The 19,752-nt window shown below is 28.9% G+C and carries 15 protein-coding genes and 8 tRNA genes; 2 read left to right on the forward strand and 21 right to left on the reverse strand.

Features of this window, described 5'->3' with window-relative positions; genetic code table 11:
• From I4V51_RS02720 to rph, 11 genes are all read right to left on the reverse strand, one after another.
• A tRNA-His gene (locus tag I4V51_RS02720) sits at nt 1–76 on the reverse strand.
• A 9-nt stretch (nt 77–85) separates the two neighbouring features.
• A tRNA-Lys gene (locus tag I4V51_RS02725) sits at nt 86–161 on the reverse strand.
• A 6-nt stretch (nt 162–167) separates the two neighbouring features.
• Nucleotides 168–244: transfer RNA gene (locus I4V51_RS02730), tRNA-Arg, on the reverse strand.
• 74 nt (nt 245–318) lie between these two features.
• Nucleotides 319–392 (reverse strand) — tRNA-Gly (locus I4V51_RS02735).
• A gap of 22 nt (nt 393–414) precedes the next feature.
• Nucleotides 415–490: transfer RNA gene (locus tag I4V51_RS02740), tRNA-Pro, on the reverse strand.
• A gap of 9 nt (nt 491–499) precedes the next feature.
• Nucleotides 500–576: transfer RNA gene (locus I4V51_RS02745), tRNA-Arg, on the reverse strand.
• A 75-nt stretch (nt 577–651) separates the two neighbouring features.
• Nucleotides 652–725, reverse strand: a tRNA-Gly gene (locus tag I4V51_RS02750).
• Nucleotides 726–786: 61 nt separating this feature from the next.
• Nucleotides 787–862: transfer RNA gene (locus I4V51_RS02755), tRNA-Pro, on the reverse strand.
• Nucleotides 863–957: 95 nt separating this feature from the next.
• Nucleotides 958–1,434 carry a metallophosphoesterase gene (locus I4V51_RS02760; RefSeq protein ID WP_195987024.1) on the reverse strand — a complete coding sequence of 159 codons (477 nt, stop codon included), beginning with the start codon at nt 1,432–1,434 and terminating at the stop codon, nt 958–960.
• Nucleotides 1,435–1,628: 194 nt separating this feature from the next.
• The gene (locus I4V51_RS02765) at nt 1,629–2,231 is read right to left on the reverse strand and encodes an XTP/dITP diphosphatase (protein WP_195986811.1); all 603 of its coding nucleotides are present in this window, start codon (nt 2,229–2,231) and stop codon (nt 1,629–1,631) included.
• A gap of 1 nt (nt 2,232) precedes the next feature.
• On the reverse strand, nt 2,233–2,976 hold the full coding sequence (rph, locus tag I4V51_RS02770) for a ribonuclease PH (RefSeq protein WP_195986812.1): 744 nt from the start codon (nt 2,974–2,976) through the stop codon (nt 2,233–2,235).
• A gap of 124 nt (nt 2,977–3,100) precedes the next feature.
• Between rph and I4V51_RS02775 the strand changes: the two genes are divergently transcribed.
• Nucleotides 3,101–4,741, forward strand: a complete 1,641-nt coding sequence (locus I4V51_RS02775; protein ID WP_195986813.1) for a hypothetical protein — start codon at nt 3,101–3,103, stop codon at nt 4,739–4,741.
• 75 nt (nt 4,742–4,816) lie between these two features.
• On the opposite strand, the gene I4V51_RS02780 is transcribed toward I4V51_RS02775, so the two are convergent.
• On the reverse strand, nt 4,817–6,310 hold the full coding sequence (locus tag I4V51_RS02780) for an ABC transporter substrate-binding protein (protein WP_195986814.1): 1,494 nt from the start codon (nt 6,308–6,310) through the stop codon (nt 4,817–4,819).
• 309 nt (nt 6,311–6,619) lie between these two features.
• Between I4V51_RS02780 and I4V51_RS02785 the strand changes: the two genes are divergently transcribed.
• On the forward strand, nt 6,620–6,904 hold the full coding sequence (locus tag I4V51_RS02785) for a hypothetical protein (RefSeq protein ID WP_195986815.1): 285 nt from the start codon (nt 6,620–6,622) through the stop codon (nt 6,902–6,904).
• Between the two features lie 44 nt (nt 6,905–6,948).
• On the opposite strand, the gene ligA is transcribed toward I4V51_RS02785, so the two are convergent.
• From ligA to I4V51_RS02830, 9 genes are all read right to left on the reverse strand, one after another.
• Nucleotides 6,949–8,934: an NAD-dependent DNA ligase LigA gene (gene ligA, locus I4V51_RS02790; protein ID WP_195986816.1), complete on the reverse strand. Its 1,986-nt coding sequence runs from the start codon at nt 8,932–8,934 to the stop codon at nt 6,949–6,951.
• A gap of 91 nt (nt 8,935–9,025) precedes the next feature.
• Nucleotides 9,026–11,356 carry a DNA helicase PcrA gene (pcrA, locus tag I4V51_RS02795; protein ID WP_195986817.1) on the reverse strand — a complete coding sequence of 777 codons (2,331 nt, stop codon included), beginning with the start codon at nt 11,354–11,356 and terminating at the stop codon, nt 9,026–9,028.
• Nucleotides 11,357–11,787: 431 nt separating this feature from the next.
• A complete protein-coding gene (locus I4V51_RS02800) occupies nt 11,788–12,504 on the reverse strand; it encodes a pseudouridine synthase (protein ID WP_195986818.1) in 717 nt (238 codons plus the stop codon).
• A gap of 101 nt (nt 12,505–12,605) precedes the next feature.
• Nucleotides 12,606–14,618, reverse strand: a complete 2,013-nt coding sequence (locus tag I4V51_RS02805; RefSeq protein ID WP_195986819.1) for a triple tyrosine motif-containing protein — start codon at nt 14,616–14,618, stop codon at nt 12,606–12,608.
• Nucleotides 14,619–14,771: 153 nt separating this feature from the next.
• On the reverse strand, nt 14,772–15,215 hold the full coding sequence (locus tag I4V51_RS02810; RefSeq protein WP_195986820.1) for a YaiI/YqxD family protein: 444 nt from the start codon (nt 15,213–15,215) through the stop codon (nt 14,772–14,774).
• Between the two features lie 239 nt (nt 15,216–15,454).
• Nucleotides 15,455–16,807: a glucose-6-phosphate isomerase gene (locus tag I4V51_RS02815; RefSeq protein ID WP_195986821.1), complete on the reverse strand. Its 1,353-nt coding sequence runs from the start codon at nt 16,805–16,807 to the stop codon at nt 15,455–15,457.
• 258 nt (nt 16,808–17,065) lie between these two features.
• Nucleotides 17,066–17,791 (reverse strand): DUF6241 domain-containing protein, encoded by a 726-nt coding sequence (locus I4V51_RS02820; RefSeq protein ID WP_195986822.1) that lies wholly within the window; start codon nt 17,789–17,791, stop codon nt 17,066–17,068.
• Nucleotides 17,792–17,875: 84 nt separating this feature from the next.
• Entirely contained in the window at nt 17,876–18,709 is an 834-nt protein-coding gene (locus I4V51_RS02825) for a M15 family metallopeptidase (RefSeq protein WP_195986823.1), read from the reverse strand.
• 207 nt (nt 18,710–18,916) lie between these two features.
• Nucleotides 18,917–19,752, reverse strand: an 836-nt coding sequence (locus tag I4V51_RS02830; RefSeq protein ID WP_195986824.1) for a fibronectin type III domain-containing protein, incomplete at its 5' end; no start/stop codon positions are given.

Consider the following 19,752-nt stretch of genomic DNA (forward strand, 5'->3'; position numbering starts at 1 on the left):
TGGGGTGAACGATGGGACTCGAACCCACGACAACCAGTGCCACAAACTGGCGCTCTACCAACTGAACTACGTTCACCTCATTTTATGGTGCATCATCAGGGGATCGAACCCGGGACACCCTGATTAAGAGTCAGGTGCTCTACCAACTGAGCTAATGATGCATGTAATGGTGCGTGTTAAGAGATTCGAACTCCTGGCCCACGCCTTAGAAGGGCGTTGCTCTATCCAGCTGAGCTAAACACGCAAAAGTGAAATTCTAAATGTTAGATTTAGTTATTTGAACTTTCTCAGCAAAGCTGAGTTTCCCATTCAAATAAATGGAGCGGGTAGTGGGAATCGAACCCACCTTTCCAGCTTGGAAGGCTGGAGTATTACCGATATACGATACCCGCAAATATTTAGTTTTAACTAAATTGGTCGGGGTGACAGGGATCGAACCTGCGACCTCATGGTCCCAAACCACGCGCGCTCCCATCTGCGCCACACCCCGGTATAAAAGTGGTGCGTGTTAAGAGATTCGAACTCCTGGCCCACGCCTTAGAAGGGCGTTGCTCTATCCAGCTGAGCTAAACACGCTTATATACCAAAGAACGTTTATTATTTTAAAACATTTCTTTTTTTATGTCAAGTCTTTTTTTCAAAAAACTTAATTGGAGCGGGTAGTGGGAATCGAACCCACCTTTCCAGCTTGGAAGGCTGGAGTATTACCGATATACGATACCCGCATATTTCTTAATTAGTTAACCAAATTTCCTTGAAAAAGTCAAGTTATTTTTTTAACTAAACTGGTCGGGGTGACAGGGATCGAACCTGCGACCTCATGGTCCCAAACCACGCGCGCTCCCATCTGCGCCACACCCCGGCAATCACTCTGCTGCATCTCGCAGCGACAATGATTATTCTACATGATGATTTTTAATACGTCAATACTTTTTTTTATTTTTTTATAATTTTATTTTATAATTCTTTTATATACATGATAGGAGCTTTATTATTAATTAAGTCAATATACCCTAAAGTTTTATCTATCTTTCCCATTCCATGAGAAATACTTCCTGGATTCATCAATGTTAATCCATCACATTCTTCAATAATAGGTAAATGAGAATGACCAAATAAAACTATATCCGCTCCAACTTCTTTGCCTCTATAATAAATAGAATTATAACCATATTTAACACCATATCTATGTCCATGACACATAAATATTTTCTTACCTCTGATTTCTATTATTCTTTCCTCTGGATATTTCCCCTCAAAATCACAATTTCCTCTAACAGCATACACTTCGCCTGTGAAATCTTTTGTTATTTCTTTTAAATCATTTTCTCCATCACCTAAAAATAATAATACTTCAGCGTTACTTATTTTTTTCTTTATTTTACTTATACTAGTTTTATTACCATGAGAATCACTTATTACTGCAATAAGCACCTTAATCAATCCCTTCTCTTTATTAAAAATTGCAAAGCAATTTATTAATGGGTAATTAAACGCTGAAACTCCTTAGGAAATTTCTAAAAATATATATTTTAAAGAAACTACTCTTAGTAGTTTTCAACCTTAATTATCCACTATATATTGCCAATTATCCATTAAGTCAGTTCTCAATTTTATTTAACTCTTTATTAATCTAAAATCTCTTTAAGCTTTTTAAGAGCATTTCCTCTATGAGAAATTTTATTTTTCTCTTCTGGTGTTGCTTCTCCAAAGGTTTTGTTAAATCCCTTATAGAAGAATAATGGATCATATCCAAATCCACCTTCTGTTTTTAATTCTTCTATAATAAAACCTTGAACCTCACCTCTTACAGTCGTAACATTACCATCTTCAAATACTACTGCTATTACACAAACAAATCTAGCACTTCTATCCTCACCTTTAAAGCCCTTCATATCTTCTAATAATTTAACATTATTATTATAATCATTTCCGTGTTCGCCAGCATACCTAGCTGAATACACCCCTGGTGCTCCATTTAAACAATTTACCTCTAATCCTGAATCGTCTGATAAAACTATAAAATCACTATTTTCTTTATTTAATAGATATTCATGTATTTCTTTTGCTTTCTTCTTTGCATTCTCTTCAAAAGTTAAACCGTCTTCTTCAACTTCTATATCTATATTCATATCCTTTAATGAATAAACTTCATAAGGTAATCCTTTAAGTATTTCTTTAATTTCTTTAATTTTTTTTAAATTATTACTAGCTAAAATTATTTTTTTCATACTATTCTCCTGTTCCAATCCATAAAGAATCCATTTTTAAACAATCCTTTTGTAATTGAATCATTTGTTTTATACCTTTTTCAGCTAAATCTAATAACTCATTTAATTCAGTTCTATTAAATGGTGCTTCTTCGCCAGTACCTTGAATTTCTACAAACTCTCCTTCATCAGTTCCTATAACATTCATATCAACTCTGGCAGTTGAATCTTCTTCATAACACAAATCAAGTAATTTTTCTTCACCAACAATTCCTACACTTGTTGCGCATAAAAACTTTCTTATAGGATATACCTTAAATGGTTTTTGTCTATGAAGCTTGTTCATAGCATCTACTAGTGCAACAAAAGCACCACAAATAGAAGTAGTTCTTGTTCCTCCATCTGCCTGAATTACATCACAATCTATCCAAATAGTTTTTTCTCCTAATGCCTTTAAATCCACTACTGATCTTAATGCTCTGCCAATTAATCTTTGTATTTCCATAGTCCTACCATCAATTTTTAATCTTGATATATCTCTAGGTTTTCTTGTTGCTGTAGAACGTGGAAGCATATTATATTCTGCTGTTATCCACCCTTCTCCAGTACCTTTTAAAAAGGGAGGAACTTTCTCTTCTATTGATGCAGTACAAATTACTTTAGTGTCTCCAACTTCAATTAAAACTGATCCCTCTGCATGTTTTATATAATTTCTAGTTATTTTTGCATTTCTAACTTGGTCATTTTTTCTTCCGCCACTTCTCATTTATAATTCCTCCATTTTAATAATTACTTATATATATAAATTTCTCCTTTTTTTAAAAATAATGCAACAAATTCTCCCTCTACTCATAATATTAATATAAGGATTAATCTAAGAGGTGAAGAATTTGAGATATATTGGGCCATTTTTTAGAATGAATAGCCTTTCTGAAAAGGAAATTAACGGACAACTTTTTTATTTATCTAAAGAAGCAGTAAAAACTATTGTATTAAACTCTAGATGCGGTTTAGTCTCTCAAATAAAAAAGTATAATAAATTGTCTTCCTCAATTGATATTACCACAAATAGTAATTTTTCTCCACTATTATGTGTGTATAGAAAGGCATCTCCAACCTTTATTCATAGCAAAAATTCAAACGGATTTGATGAAGAAACTTTCAAAAAAGAAATCAATCCAAGTACTAATGCATTAATGTCTTTATGTTTATTAGAGTTACTAGATTACTATAGAAGTTTTGAAAATATAGATAACAGTATTTATTCTATAAATGAAATCTATAAAAACTTATCAAAAGACCAACTTGATTTTTACTCTAGTAATTTACGAAATAGAGAAGGTGTATTTGTAGATAAGAAAAACATATTAGAGAATAATTCTAAAAACTTCAATTTAGTTGACAAAGATAAGAAATTTAAGTTTTCCGATCAAGCATTTATGATGCTTGCATATTACTTATACTCTATAAAAAATACTAGTGATGAATATTCTGATTCGTATAAAGAGTTTTCATCACAAATTTTAAAAATGTTTTGCGACTTTAAGGATGAAATTTATGAATGCTCATTAGAAGAAATATGTAAAGTTTTATTGTCATTGAATATATTATATAGTTACGACTGTAATGATGAATTAAAAGATTTAATTATAGATCTTACTGATTATGCTATGTGCAAATTTGATGAAAAAGACTATTATATTGACTCATTAGATACAGCTGCTTTATGTTCTATAGTTTTAACTTTATCTTATAAACATACAAAAATAATAACATTTTCAGAAAAAACAATTGAAATAATAAACAGATTATATACGTTATATGATGAAGATAAGGGTGCTTTTTATAAGCTCTCTTCTAAGAAAGAAATTAAGTACTCATGTTTTGATATAACTTTCTATATTCTTGCTTTTATTCTTTATCAAAACACAATTAATAATTCTAAAGAATATAGAATTATGATATCTACTATTTATAAGAAATTTATTATTAATTCTGGGTTAATAACAAGTTGGCCTGAAGCACCAACATTAGATGACTATGAAAGATATAGAGGATTCACTTTAAAATCTAATGATATGGTTGATGAAACTTACTTCAGAATGCCTAATATTCCTACTCCTGACAACACAGGTATTGCACCAATATTTAATAAATATATAACTTATAACAAACGAAAAGATTCCTTTTCCACTAGTAAAAATACATTTGATAGCTATAAAAACTTTTTAAACTTTTTCCTAATAATTCACTTTTTTAAAGATGAATACATGAATGAATTAGAATTATTAGAAGATAGAACACCTTCTATTTCTGAATCAGTATCCCCTATTGAAGATACTAACACTATTGACTCTACTGAAGATTTAACTACAGAAATTGAAGAACTTATACAGTTACCAATTAATACCAATATTAAAACAATTGATGTTTCTCCTGAAAACTCAATAGATACTGAAAAAAGTAATGAAACTAAATCATTAGGTTCAAATACATCTACTGATAATACTAAAAATATTAATGAAAATTAGTTAAATAACATTATACTTTTACGTATAATAAAATAATAATCAAGGAATAATATTTTTAATCCTTGATTATTATTTTTATTTTTTTATACTTTTAAAATCTACATTCCCATTTCCATCCAATATATTATTTTCAACACTACTTTCGACTGCAATTGTATTGTTATAAAATAATAATGGTAGTATTCTATAATTATTAAACAAATCTTCTTCTATTTCTGCAAATAGCTCTTCTTTTTCAGCCCTTGAATTGGAATTATTTATCATTTCCCTTTGTTCTTTTGGGAGAAAACTAGATATAGTATTTAATAATTGTTCATCATCATCCAATTTTGCATAAACATTAACTAATGCAATATCATAATAATTTTTTTCACTAATCAAATTCATATCCTGTTCTGATAATAAATTAATCACAAGAGTAATATCTGTATTATTTTTAAACCACTCTGAAACATAACTAGTTATATCTTTATTTTCAAGACTTTCTTTAGCAACTAAAACAATTTTAGCTGGCATGGTTATATCTTTTTCAGTATTAACCATAACATTTCTACTTTGAAGTTTAGTTAAATCATCTTTATCCTCTCTAAAATAACTACATTCAGCTAATTCAACTAATATATTATTTTGATTTTGATATTCCTCTATAGCTTCATTTATCAACCTATAAATTTCATTTTTCACTTCATTAGAGAAACTAGAATTATTTATATTAAAAGCTAGATATAAGGATTGATTTGATGGTGACTCTATTAGTTTACCTTCATTTTTTAGTCTCTCTAATTGACTCTTAGGTGGATTAATTACAATATCTCTATTACCTATCTCAAAAGCCGCTAACGCTAAATCCTCACTATCATCCTTAATTAAATGTATCGTTTGTGCCAATTCTATACTAGCATTATTACTTCTTTTAAGTATAATCTCTGTTGCGCTTATATTATCTATACAATAGTCTCCTGAATAAGGTATATCTTTATAATTTAAAACAATATCTTCCCAAAACAAAATATCCTTTCTTAATCTATATTGTGGTTTTGTTAATTCTTCTATAAATCCATCATCCTTTGAATTTAATCTTATTTTAATACTATTTTCATCACAAGTAATTGCCACTGTCTCGCTAAAACTCTTATTGCTTTCTAAATAATCCTTTACTCCAAAAACATTCATTAATGCAGATATTTCATTATCTTCTGTAATTACCTGCCTAAAAAATGAAACAATATCATCTGGCATTATCTTATTACCATCACTCCAATACGCATCATTTCTTATTTTAAAAACATATTCTAATCCTTCTTCGTTAACTTCATAACTTTCTGCTAATGAAGGTTGTATATTTCCTTCAGCATCAATTTCCACCAACCCTTTACTAGTTGCACAAACTATATCTTGTTGCCTCTTATTTAAATCTCCTATTGATTTTAAGTTTGTTGGTATATTATTTATAGAGTAAACAATATCTGCAGTATTATTTGAAATCTGTTGCGGTGTTCTATCAATAAAACTTAATAAAATAATTATAGTTATAACAGAAATAGAAATAGTTACTATTATCTTTTTCAAAACTTTTTCTCCTTTCTACATACTTTTTTATAATTATAGACATAATTATTAAGAATTAATCTTTTAAAGATAGTTAATATTTTTTATAGCATTGTTTCCAATTTATGATATAATCATTTAGGTAAGATTAAAATTTTATATTTTGCTAATCTAACTTTCATAAAAACCCAAACTTTAACTAACACTCTAAATTTAAAATTTAGCTAATGTAAGTTACTTACTTAATAGTTGGTTGAAAGTGTACATCGTGTACTCATCTACTAAAAAAAGATGAGTTTTAATTTTATAAACTTATGGAGGTACTTAAGTATGATAACTGCAATGCAAGTGGTTCAAATAATATTCCAATCAGTAGCTATTATTTTTATGATTTGTCTTATGTTTATTGGAATATGGTCTTTCATAGTCTTTCTTAAAATGGCTAAGAACCAAAGAATTCAAACCTTTTTACTTGAAAAAATAAATAAAAGTATTTCATCACTTGAAAAATCAACAACCAAAAATGAATCTTCTTTTGATAAAGATCTTTTAATTGAAGATTTAATCCCTGAAGAAGAAGATAATATTATAAAATTTGATGATAATATAAATTAAAAAAAGCAGCTACAAATCATTTTTGATTTGCAACTGCTTTTTTATTAAATCATTTTTTCAAATTCTTCTTCTGCTAATACAGTAACGCCTAAATCCTGTGCTTTTGTCAACTTAGAACCCGCTTCTTCACCTGCTATAACATAATCAGTTTTTTTACTTACGCTACCAGATACCTTCGCACCTAATGATTCTAATTTAGCTTTAATCTCACCTCTAGAGTACTTCTGTAAAGTTCCTGTAACTACTACTGTTTTTCCATTAAATGAGCTTTCAACTATTACTTTCTCTTCAAATATAGGATTTACTCCTAAACTTAATAACTCTTCTATAGTATTTAATACTTTTTCCTCATGGAAAAACTCTAGAACACATTTAGCTACTATATCACCAACATCTTGAACAGATACTAATTCATCAAATGTGGCATTCTTTAATCCTTCAATAGATTTAAACTTATTAACTAAATCTTTAGCTGTCTTAACACCTACATTAGGTATTCCTAAAGCATAAATAAATCTATATAGCTCTGGAGTTTTGCTTCTTTCAACTGAGTCCAATAGATTTTGTGCCTTCTTTGGTCCAAACTTATCTAAAGTCAACAATTCCTCATAATTTAACTTATATAAATCTGCAATTGATCTTATATCAAGTTTTTCAAACAATTGCTCCGCAGTTTTTTCTGAAAATCCCTCAATATTCATAGCATCTCTACATGCAAAATGAACTATACTTTTTACCATTTGTGGCTTGCAAGATAAGGTATTTTCACAAAAATAATGTGCTCCATCTAAAACTAAATGACTTCCACAAGCTGGACAAGTTTCTGGAACCTTAATTTCCGTAGCATTTTCTAAACTAGATTCAACAACGCCCATAATCTCTGGTATAACATCATTAGACCTTCTAATAAATACTTCAGCACCTATCATTACACCTTTTCTTTTAATATCATCCATATTATTAAGTGTAGCTCTCTTTACTGTAACCCCAGCAAGCTCAACTGGTTCAAGTATTGCTGTAGGTCCAACCCTACCACTTCTACCTACGTTCCATTCAACATCTAAAAGAGTAGTAGTAGCCTCTTGAGCTTCAAACTTAAATGCAATTGCCCATTTTGGGAATTTAACAGTGTATCCTAAAAGTTCTCTAGTTCTTATGTCATCTATAGCAATAACTACTCCATCAATATCATAATTTAAATCAAATCTCATATCCTTGATTTCATTTATGTATTTTTTAACTTCTTCTAAATTAGTTGCATACCTTATATAATCATCCATAGGAAGGCCCTTTTTCTTTATAAACTCAAGCATTTCTTCATAGTTTTTAAAGTTTTGTCCATCTTTATAACCTACATCATAGAAGAATGCTGAAAGTCCTCTTCTAGCAGTTTCTCTAACATTTAAATTCCTTAATGCTCCCGCCGCACCATTCCTTAAATTTTTAAGTGGTGTCTCTGACGTTGCATTATACTTTTCAAAAGCTTCGACAGTCATTATAGCTTCACCATGAACTTCAAATAAATCTCCTATTGAAGTTCTTAACGGGATTTCCTTTATTGTCTTAACTTGAGCTGTTACCTCTTCACCAGCTTCACCATTACCTCTAGTTGCTGCGGTTTGAAGAATTCCATCTTCATTATATGTTAAATTAATAGTTAACCCATCAAATTTTTTTGTTATAACATATCTAAGAGCAGGTAAATTTTCACCTCTATTATTCATTTCATTTACAAACTTAACATTTCTATTATGCCAATCTTCTATCTCTTCAAAGCTCTGTGCTTTATCTAAACTCCAAAGCCTAGCCTTATGAGTATACTTATTGAAACCCTGAAGAATTATATCTCCAACTCTTTGTGTTGGTGAATAAGGTAACACATATCCTGTTTCTTCTTCTAACGACTTTAATTCATCATATTTAATATCATATTCCTTATCTGATACCGATGGATTATCTAAAGAATAGTATTCATATGCATATCTATTTAAAAGTTCAACTAATTCCTCTATACGTACTTTCTTATCCATTGAAATCACCCTTTCTTAAATAACAAGTTAAGATTTTATAGGATAAAATCAAATTAATCTGGTCTTATCCTATAAATAATTAAAAGAATGTTTATAAAAGCTCTAATTTTGCCATTGATAACATTAACATTTTTACTCCTTGTTGATTAAATGCTATTGTTAACTTCTTATCTCCATTTATATCAGCTATAGAAACTATTGTTCCTTCACCAAATTTATCATGCTTAACCTTTCTTCCCACAGTCGCTTCATTTGCTGTTATTATAACATTTGAACCTCCAGAATTTGAATTAGCTATTTTTGAATTATTGCTCCCTCCAAAATTTCTATTTTCAAATGTTCCATAATTATTTCTTAAACTATGAGGATTACTATAAGACGGTTTAAATCTACCATTTACAGTTCCTGCTCCTGAAGATGATGTCACATCTTTATTTTCTCCTGTCATAGTTACATATTCCCTAAGATCAGATTTAATTTCTGAAATAAAATCTGACTGTGGGTATGCAACAGTTCTACCAAATACCCTTCTTACTTCAGCAGATGTCATAAATAGAGTCTCCTTTGCTCTTGTTATACCAACATAGCAAAGTCTTCTAGATTCTTCCATTTCAGAATCACTATTAAATGAAGATTGACCTGGGAATATACCATTTTCCATACCAACCATAAATACTACCGGGAACTCTAATCCCTTTGCACTATGAATAGTCATTAAAACAACAGTTCCATTTTCATCTTCTTCATCTTCAAGTTTATCTGTATCTTGAACAAGAGATACTTTTTCTAAATAAGCTTCTAATTGTGTTTTATTTATATCAAACTCACTAGAACCAGCAGCCTTTTCTCTTTCATAATTTTTTTCAAAGTCAACTGCATCCGATACTAATTCCTTTAAGTTTTCTATTCTACTCTTATCTTCAATTTGTTTTGAAGCTTCAAGTTCTTTAATATAACCTGTATCTTCTAATATTGTTTCAATTAAATGTGATACTGGTACAGTCTCTGAAAGCATCATTAGATTCTCCATAAGTTCCATGAACTTTTCAATTCCCGCACAATTTCTAGCAGTTAATGTTGGAATAGTTCTAACTTCTGATAATGCATCCCATAAAGGCAGTTCATAGTTTTCAGCAAAGTCTAAAACCTTTTGTATAGTAGCATCTCCTATACCTCTCTTAGGCACATTTATTATTCTTCTTAAAGCAATGCTATCTGAAGGATTAACAAGAACCTTTAAATAACTTAGCATATCCTTGATTTCTTTTCTATCATAGAACTTAGTTCCACCCACAATTTTATATGCTATAGCAGCTCTTCTTAAGCTTTCTTCAAATATACGTGATTGAGCATTTGTTCTGTAAAGTATTGCAAAATCTTTATACTGTTTATTTTGCTCTTTCTTTATCTTTTCAATTTGATTAGCCACGAATGTACCTTCATCGCCATCTGAATATGCTCTATATATTTTTATTTTGCTACCTGCATCTTGCTCTGTCCTTAGAACCTTACTCTTTCTTGTTGAGTTATTAACTATAACTACATTTGCAGCATTTAATATATTTCCTTTTGAACGATAATTTTGCTCTAACTTTATAACTTTAGCTTCAGGATAATCTTTTTCAAATCCAAGAATATTCTTTATATCAGCTCCACGCCATTCGTATATGCACTGATCATCATCCCCTACCACACAAATATTTCTATGTTTAGCTGCAAGTAATGTTACAAGTTCATATTGCGCTCCATTTGTATCTTGATATTCATCTACCATAATATATTGAAATTTTCTTTGATAAAAATCTAAAGTTTCGGGGTCCTTCTTAAATAATTCTACTGTTTTACAAATTAAATCATCAAAGTCTAAAGCATTATTCTCCTTCAATCTCTTTTGATACATTGCATAAACTTCTGCAATCTTTTTTTCCCTAAAATTAGACTCATGCTCTCTATAATAAGAATCTGCACTTTGCATATTATCTTTTGCCTTGCTTATCTTTCCCATTATTTCTTGCTCTGTTATTTCTTTATCGTTTATATTAAGAATCTTTATACACTCTTTTATAAGAGTCTTCTGATCTGTACTATCATATATAGTAAAATTCTTCTTATATCCAAGCTTTTCAATTTCTCTTCTTAATATCCTTACACAAGTTGAATGAAATGTTGATATCCACATATCATTAGCCTTATCCCCTATAAGAGTATGCACCCTTTCTTGCATCTCTTTAGCTGCTTTATTAGTAAATGTTATTGCTAATATCTTATAAGGAAAAATATTTAGATCTTCTATCATGTGAGCCATTCTATGTGTCAAAACTCTAGTTTTTCCTGAACCTGCTCCCGCTAAAATAAGTACAGGCCCTTCTACAGTTACTGCACCTTCATACTGTTCTTTATTAAGTAAAGATTTTAAATCCAAAAGAACATCCTCCCTTCATTTTTCAAACTAAAATATATCCTCTAATCGAACATACAATCTATATAAAATTTATTATAACATAGTTAGTATATATTATTACCATAATTAATTAAATTTAAAAAACCCATTATTTACCTCATTATATTTCAAAATAAGGTCTAATTACTTATACTGTATTAATCCCAGCAATTACCCCAATGAAAACATTTACCATTTTTTTATTTTTTGGGACGCAAAAAAACGCAACCCTTGGGGCCAGGTTGCGCTTCAGCAATAAGCAATAAATAAAAAGGGGGCTATTTAATTCCTTTTATTTATCCTTGCATTAATATTATAGTAAAGAAAATTTTATATTGCAAGGGATTTTTGATAAATATCTTGCTATTTTTTATATATATGAATGTTTTTCTATCATATTTTATTTTCTTTCGTTAAAAGCTCTTTAATGTAGCCAATTCCTCATCTGTAAGCTCTCTATATTCGCCTTCTTCTAAATCTTCATCTAAAGGTAATGTACCGAACTCTGTTCTCTTTAAATATACAACCTTTTTTCCTACAGCTTCAAACATTCTTTTAACTTGATGGAATTTTCCTTCCTGAATAGTAACCATAACTTCAGATCCATCATCAGTTGAATTTAACACTTCTAATTTAGCTTCTTTACAAAGGTATCCATCATCTAATGTAATTCCAGCCTTAAATTTATCAATATCGTCTTCTGTTACCTTTTTATCTATCTTTGCATAATAAACTTTATCCACTTTCCACTTTGGTGATATTAATCTATGATTTAATTCTCCATCATTTGTTAATAATAATAATCCTACTGTATCCTTATCTAATCTTCCTACTGGGAATGGTTCAAAAACTTGATGCTCAACTTCTAATAAATCAATTACAGTTTCATCTCTATTATCATAAGTTGCAGATACTACTCCATCTGGTTTATTCATCATTAAGTAAATAAATTCTCTGTAAAATACTTCTTCACCATTAATAACTATTTTATCTTTTTTCGGATCTACTTGAACTCCACTATCCTTAGCTATTTCTCCGTTAACTTCTACTAGTCCACTTCTACAGATTTTCTTAAGTTCTTTTCTTGTACCATATCCTAAATTAGATAGTACTTTATCTAGTCTTTCCATAAAACACCTCGTAAAACTTTTATATAGCTTATTCTATTATTAATATTCCACAAATGCAATAAAATAGTTAATGTATATTACTAAAACTACTATTAAATAGCTTAACTTTCACAATCACCAACTTCAAACTCAATAGTATCGTAATCTTCATATGGAACATCCTTATGGAAACTTTTATCTAAAACTAATACTCTGTAATCCCCAGCTTTAAATGGTATAAATGTATAATAATTTTTTCTGCTATATCCTTGTGCTAAAATCCATTCACCACTTATCATTATATAAAATTCATAGCAAACTTCTTTTCCACCTTTAGATATAGCTTCAAACGTTACTTCTTCACCTATTTTTAAATTATCAGAAGATAATTGTAATTTAGTTGAATTTACTGAAACAACCTCATGAACATAAATAGAAACTTCCTTCTTACTATCATACTCTTCTGTAGACTTAATATTTTTAGCATATATTGTGAAAGTATATTTCCCAGGGCACTTTGGCTTTATTTTTATTGATTTTTCTCCTATAAACCCTGTATTTTCTACTTCATATCCATTTATTCTTGTAATAAATTTAGTTAAAACATATTTTGTATTTTTAACTATTGTCTCAATATTAATTATGTCTCCAACTAAATATGTTTCTTTACTACTTAATAAAATATAATCTATATCTGCTGCTACATAATCTTTTGCCTCAATAAATAATGATGTAGAAGCATCATAAGTCTTTGATGAAAATTCATCCTTAACCTTAATATCAACTTCATACTCTCCTGCCTCTGTTGGTATAAAGTTAACCCAATTATTTGCTCCATATTCTAGTCTTTCTTTTTCAATACCATTTTTATATATTGTAAATTTATATAAAGGTTTAATACCTCCATCTGTTTTTACTTTAATATTTACAGGTTCATTAATAATACATCTTCTTCCTTTATCACATTTAATATCAACTATCCTAACTGGCTTTTCACCCTTATTATAAATCTCATATTGAATAGATGTCATATCTTCATGATCTCCACCAAATGATATATCCTTAACCTTAAGAGTTATCTTATATTTTCCTTCTTCTCTCGGTTCCCATATACATTCATTTCTTCTTATATAACCACTATCCTCTGAAACAGGTCCCTCTATAATATATCTATATAATAGTTCTCTTCCACCATCTACTAATGATACTAAATTAATTTCAGTTCCTGATGCTTGTGGCGATTTTATATTGCTCTTAAAGGATCTAATTTTAATATCATTATACGGATTTACATTATAAATAATAACAGCTCTATCATCAAATGTTTTTGTTGAAAACATATCTCTTACTTGACACAAAAGCTTATATTCACCTGCAATTTTTTCTTTAAAAGTAACCATACTCTTCGAAGAAAAATCCTGAATACATATAACTTTTCCCTCTTTATTTACTTTTAAAAATTTATATAATAAAGGTCTACTTTTTTCATAATTTGCTTCTACCTTAAAAATCAATTCTTCGTTAATTAACATATTTTGAGTCAAGCAAACAAAATTAGTTATTTCAACTTTTTCTAATTCTATAACTTCAAATTTTACAGTAGTAAAATCATCAACATTTCTTTCTGAATCAACTCTCTTAGTTTCTATTAATATTTCAATATTGCCTGGTTTTGTAGCAGTAAAAACAAATTCATTTTCAGTACTATAATCTCGTAAAACTTCCCAATCTTTTTCACCATTTATCCAAAATCTATACAACACAAGTTCTTCGTTAGCTATAACTTTAATAGATAATTTTTCACCAATACTTATTCTATTTTTATCTATTTCAACTTTATTTATTATATTTGAACTTTCTACTATTTCATACTCCGATCTACCAAGATAGTCATATGCATTTTTACAGTTATTTGATTTACCCTGAACCATTATCATATATTTCCCTGGCTTAGTAGGCTTCCAAGTACAAATATTGCTTTTTGAAAAGTCTTGTATAGGCTTCCATATACCTTCAATCCCCTCCATAAATTTATATTCAACTTCATCATTTTCAGTTAAAAATGCTGCAATATTTATATTTTTATTTAAATCAGCAGGGCTTTTATTGTCAAAATCAATTAAAACCTCTTTCATCTTTCTCTCCACCTCACCATATACTATATATTCAATACCATTTCTTTACATAATTTCCTATTTAAATTATACTATTTTAGTTTTAAAATAAAAACTGAAATTTGTCTAATTAATATAAAAAAAAAGAACAAACTATAGATATATTTCTACAGCTTATTCTATATTTTTATCTTTTATTAAATATAATAAATTTTTTTGCAATCTATCATCATCTTCTATAGTTCTTTTTTTAGCATTTGGAGTTTTTCCACCTCCCCTTCTTATCTTATGAGATAAATGCCTTTGTTCTAACATTGACTCAATATTACCATCTGTATAAATATACCCCTTAGGACTAATTACTCTAGCCTTTTTTCCTAAACAAATAGCCGCAACTCCATAATCCTGTGAAATTATAATATCTCCACTATTACATTCATTAACTACTTTCATATCTACACTTTGAAAACCACTATCTACAACTCTAACTTCCCCATAATTTATTGTAATAAAATGATGTATATCACAATAAATTATAAGTTCTATACTATGACTATTAGCTATTTTTTCAATAATAGAAATTCCAGGGCATGCGTCTCCATCAACTATAATCTTCAAACACGTCACTCCTTTAAGTTCAACTTATACTAAAAAAACTATATTCTTTTAGTAATAAAAATTTCTAACTACTATTTAGTAATAAGTAAAAAAGTATTTCTTATACATCTTTTAATGATTATCTAAAAATAATCTATTGTATAAGAAATACTTTACCTATTAAAGGTTAAAAGTTAATTTTAAACTTCCTAAGAAAATTCCTTAATTCTCTTTTAACTTTTTAATTTTTCAACTCTTAATTATTTAAGTCTTGCTTCTAACTCAGCTTTTAATTCTTCGAATCCTGGCTTACCAAGTAAAGCAAACATGTTTTTCTTATATGCTTCAACACCTGGTTGGTCAAATGGATTAACACCTAATAAGTATCCACTAATTGCACAAGCTTTTTCAAAGAAATAAACTAATTGTCCAAAGTAGTATGGTGATACTTCTGGAATATTTAAAATCATGTTCGGAACTCCACCATCACAGTGAGCTAATAATGTTCCATTAAATGCTTGTTTGTTAACAAAATCAACTGTTTTACCAGCTAAGAAGTTTAACCCATCAACATTTCCTTCAACTTCTTCTATAGTAAGCTCTTTAGTAGCCTTTTCTACATTAAGAACTGTTTCAAACATTATTCTGCTACCATCTTGAATGAATTGCCCCATTGAATGTAAGTCTGTTGAGAAATCAACAGCTGCAGGGAATATACCCTTTTGATCCTTACCTTCTGACTCTCCATATAATTGTTTCCACCATTCATTGAAATAATGTAATGATGGTTCATAGTTAACTAAAACTTCTACATTCTTACCTTTGTTATATAATGCATTTCTCATAGCTGCATATTGATAACAATCATTTTCTTTTAATGATGGATTAGAGTATTTTTCTCTAGCATCAGCTGCACCTTCCATCATTTCATCAATGCTTATTCCAGCAACTGCAATTGGTAATAAACCAACAGCTGTTAAAACAGAGAATCTTCCACCAACATCATCAGGAACTACGAATGTTTCGTAACCCATAGTATCAGCTAATCCCTTTAAAGCTCCTCTTTCTTTATCAGTAGTAGCAAATATTCTTTCCTTTGCTCCATCAACTCCATACTTCTTTTCCATGAAGTCTTTGAACATTCTGAAAGCTATAGCTGGTTCTGTAGTTGTACCAGATTTAGATATAACATTAACTGAAATATCTAATCCTTCAATAGCTTCAAATAAATCTGTAATATATGTTGAACTTATGTTATTTCCAACGAAGAACACCTTTGGAGTCTTTCTTTTGTTATTTGGTAACATGTTATAGAAGTTATTTGTTAACATTTCTATAGCAGCTCTTGCACCTAAGTAAGAACCTCCAATTCCGATAACTATTAAAACATCAGAATTTGACTTTATTTTTTCAGCTGCAGCTTTTATTCTGCCAAACTCTTCTTTATCGTAATTTACAGGTAAATCTAACCATCCTAAAAAGTCATTTCCTGCTCCAGTTTTTTCATGAACTGTTTCATGAGCCCACTTAACCATACCTTCCATCTTATCTAATTCACATAAAGATGCATATGGTTGAACTTTTGATAAATCTAAACTTAAACCATTTCTCATTTTCTTACCTCCAAATAATGTGGGATTTTTAACAATCTTTATTATATCATAATTTTTCTTATACTAACAAATTTAACAATAATTAAATTGATTATTTTACATCAATTATATTCTAATTATTTAATTATTTTCAATATTAATTTTGCAAATTGCTACCACACTATATACTTTTGTAAATTCATACAAAAAACACGAATAAAAAAGTCACTTTATAGTATTTTATTGCATATCATTATTATGAACATTTACTTTTATAAATTATTCACCCATTATCTCAATTGCTCTTTGAACCTTTTCTTGATTTAAATCTTTAGCCTTACCAATAGTTCCCCCTAATTTACTCCATACATAGTTATGAACTTCCACTCCATTTGAAAAATCTAATTCTAACCACTTTTCTAATTCGTTTGAAAGGTAATCGTCTTGCCCTTTTAAATCGTTAATAAGCTGAGTAACTGCATCTCTACTCATTTCACTTTCTCCCCATATGTTTCCATCTTCTGCTATTATTATAGTATTCACCATATAATGAACCCTTTGGTAACATTCATTTAAATCAACAGGGGTTATTGTAATATTTTCATTTTCTACAGCCTCTTTATTCTCTTCAGCTTCTTTTGCCTCACTAATTTCATTTACTTTATTAAATGCAAAATTAACAATTTCATATCCATTGCTCCATAATACTAATATTGTTGAAAGTGATATTATTAACACTAAAAGCATTATAACTATTTTCTTTCCATTTGAGGACCTATCATCCAAGTCATCTTCAAACTCTTCCTCATCCACGTCTAACTTTTCTTCTTTATCTTCTAATTCTTCTTCTTTATCCTCTATCATTTCTTTAATTTTTTCATTCATAAAATCCTCTACATTTGTTTCTTTCTCCTCTTTTTCTACCATTTTATTACCCTCTTCATTGATTTCTCTCTTATCACGTTTAATAGTTTCAGTTAATCGCTCTTTGACGCTTTTCCCCATAAATGTACCCCTCCTATTTTAAACCTAGTTGTATAATAATTATACCATATAATTACATTTATGGTTATTAAAAGCATGGTTTTTCTAATTTTTTATATTAGTTTTATCTTTTAAAACTTCAATTTTATTTCTTATCTCATTTATATATTCCTCAAAAGCTAATCCGCTATTCATTATATCCTCTGCTATCTCTTCATTTCCTATATATCTAAAATGCCAAGGCTCATAATTATATCCAGTTATATCTTCTTTACCTTTTAAATATCTTAATATGAAACCATATTTATAACAATTATTAGTAAGCCATGTAAATGCATCTGTATTTTCAAACCCTTCATCTAAAGTTTGATAGCTATCACATAAAATATCCAAAGCTAGTCCACTTTGATGTTCGGAAGCACCTGGTTCTGCTGTATAGGCCTTTGTTCTAGCTTCTCCCTTTTGTTTAATTCTAGTATTATATAATCCTTTTTGAACACCATAACTTCTATATCCAGACACTCCAACTAATGAAATGCCGTCCTTCGCTGCATCCTCAAACATCTTCTTTGCTGCATCAGATGTTTTACTTTCTAAATTATTATCTTGAACATAATCTAAAAACTTTGCCTCTGATACTTTTAAATTATTAGGAACATACTTTTCGTCTAATTTATTATCTTTATTAATTAAAATAAGATATTTATTGTTTAATATGCTATCTAAACGCTCTATTTCCTTATAATCATTTTCCATTTCATTATATTCTAAATTTCCAGCACCTCTACTTGCTAAATTTATTTCATTTTTATTTATCTCAACGTTACTTATTTCTTCATTTTTATCTACATTATCTTTAGACATTACTAAATAAATACCAGCACCTAAAAATATTAACATTATTGCTATTTGAATTTTTTTGCCTATCTTAAGTTTCATTTCACCCTCCTTACAATTATATATACAAATCTACTATATAAATAATAAAATATAGTATAACTTAATTGGTATACATATATTATTATATTAATACTTATTTAAATATTTATCTATATAAACCTTTAAACTTTAACACCTTAATCACAATATAAAAAAAATATAAAAGGTTGAAGCTTATTAAACTTCAACCTTTTATATTTTTGCATTTTATTTATTCTTCTTTTTCTTTAATACTATAGTACCTAAAATCATGGCTATCATTGAAACTCCTGAGGCTACTATTGGACTCATTCCTCCAGTTTGAGGCAACTTTCCGCCATTATTAGGAATAGTTGATATTTTTTTAGTTGTAAATGATATATTTCCTGCTTCTGATTTATTTCCTGCTGCATCAACAGCTTTTATACTTAAATTATATTTAGTACCTGCTTTAAGATCACTTATTTTAACAGATGTTTTATCTTTAACTGTTACTAATAATTTATCTCCATTGTATACCTCATATGCTACTACTCCTACATTATCTGTAGACTCTTTCCAGCTTATATAAACACTATTTTCTGTAATCTTTTCTACTTTAATATCTTTTGGAGCTGTAGGTATTTCTGTATCAACTTCTGGCCTTATTTCTTCTGTTTTAAATGATACTGTTCCTGCTTCTGATTTATTTCCTGCTGCATCAACAGCTTTTATACTTAAATCATATTTAGTATCAGCCTTAAGATCACTTATTTTAACAGATGTTTTATCTTTAACTGTTATTAATAATTTATCTCCATTGTACACCTCATATGATACCACTCCTACATTATCTGTAGATACTTCCCAACTTATATCTGCACTATTTTCTGTTATATTTTCTGCTCTTACATTAGTTGGAACTGTAGGTGCTTCTGTATCAACTTCTGGCTTCATTTCTTCTGTTTTAAATGATACTGTTCCTGCTTCTGATTTATTTCCTGCTGCATCAACAGCTTTTATACTTAAATTATATTCTGTTCCAGATGTAAGTTCATTTAACCTAGCAGATGTTCCTTCTGTAA

This window comes from Clostridium sp. D53t1_180928_C8, from assembly GCF_015667795.1.
Taxonomy (GTDB): domain Bacteria; phylum Bacillota; class Clostridia; order Clostridiales; family Clostridiaceae; genus Clostridium.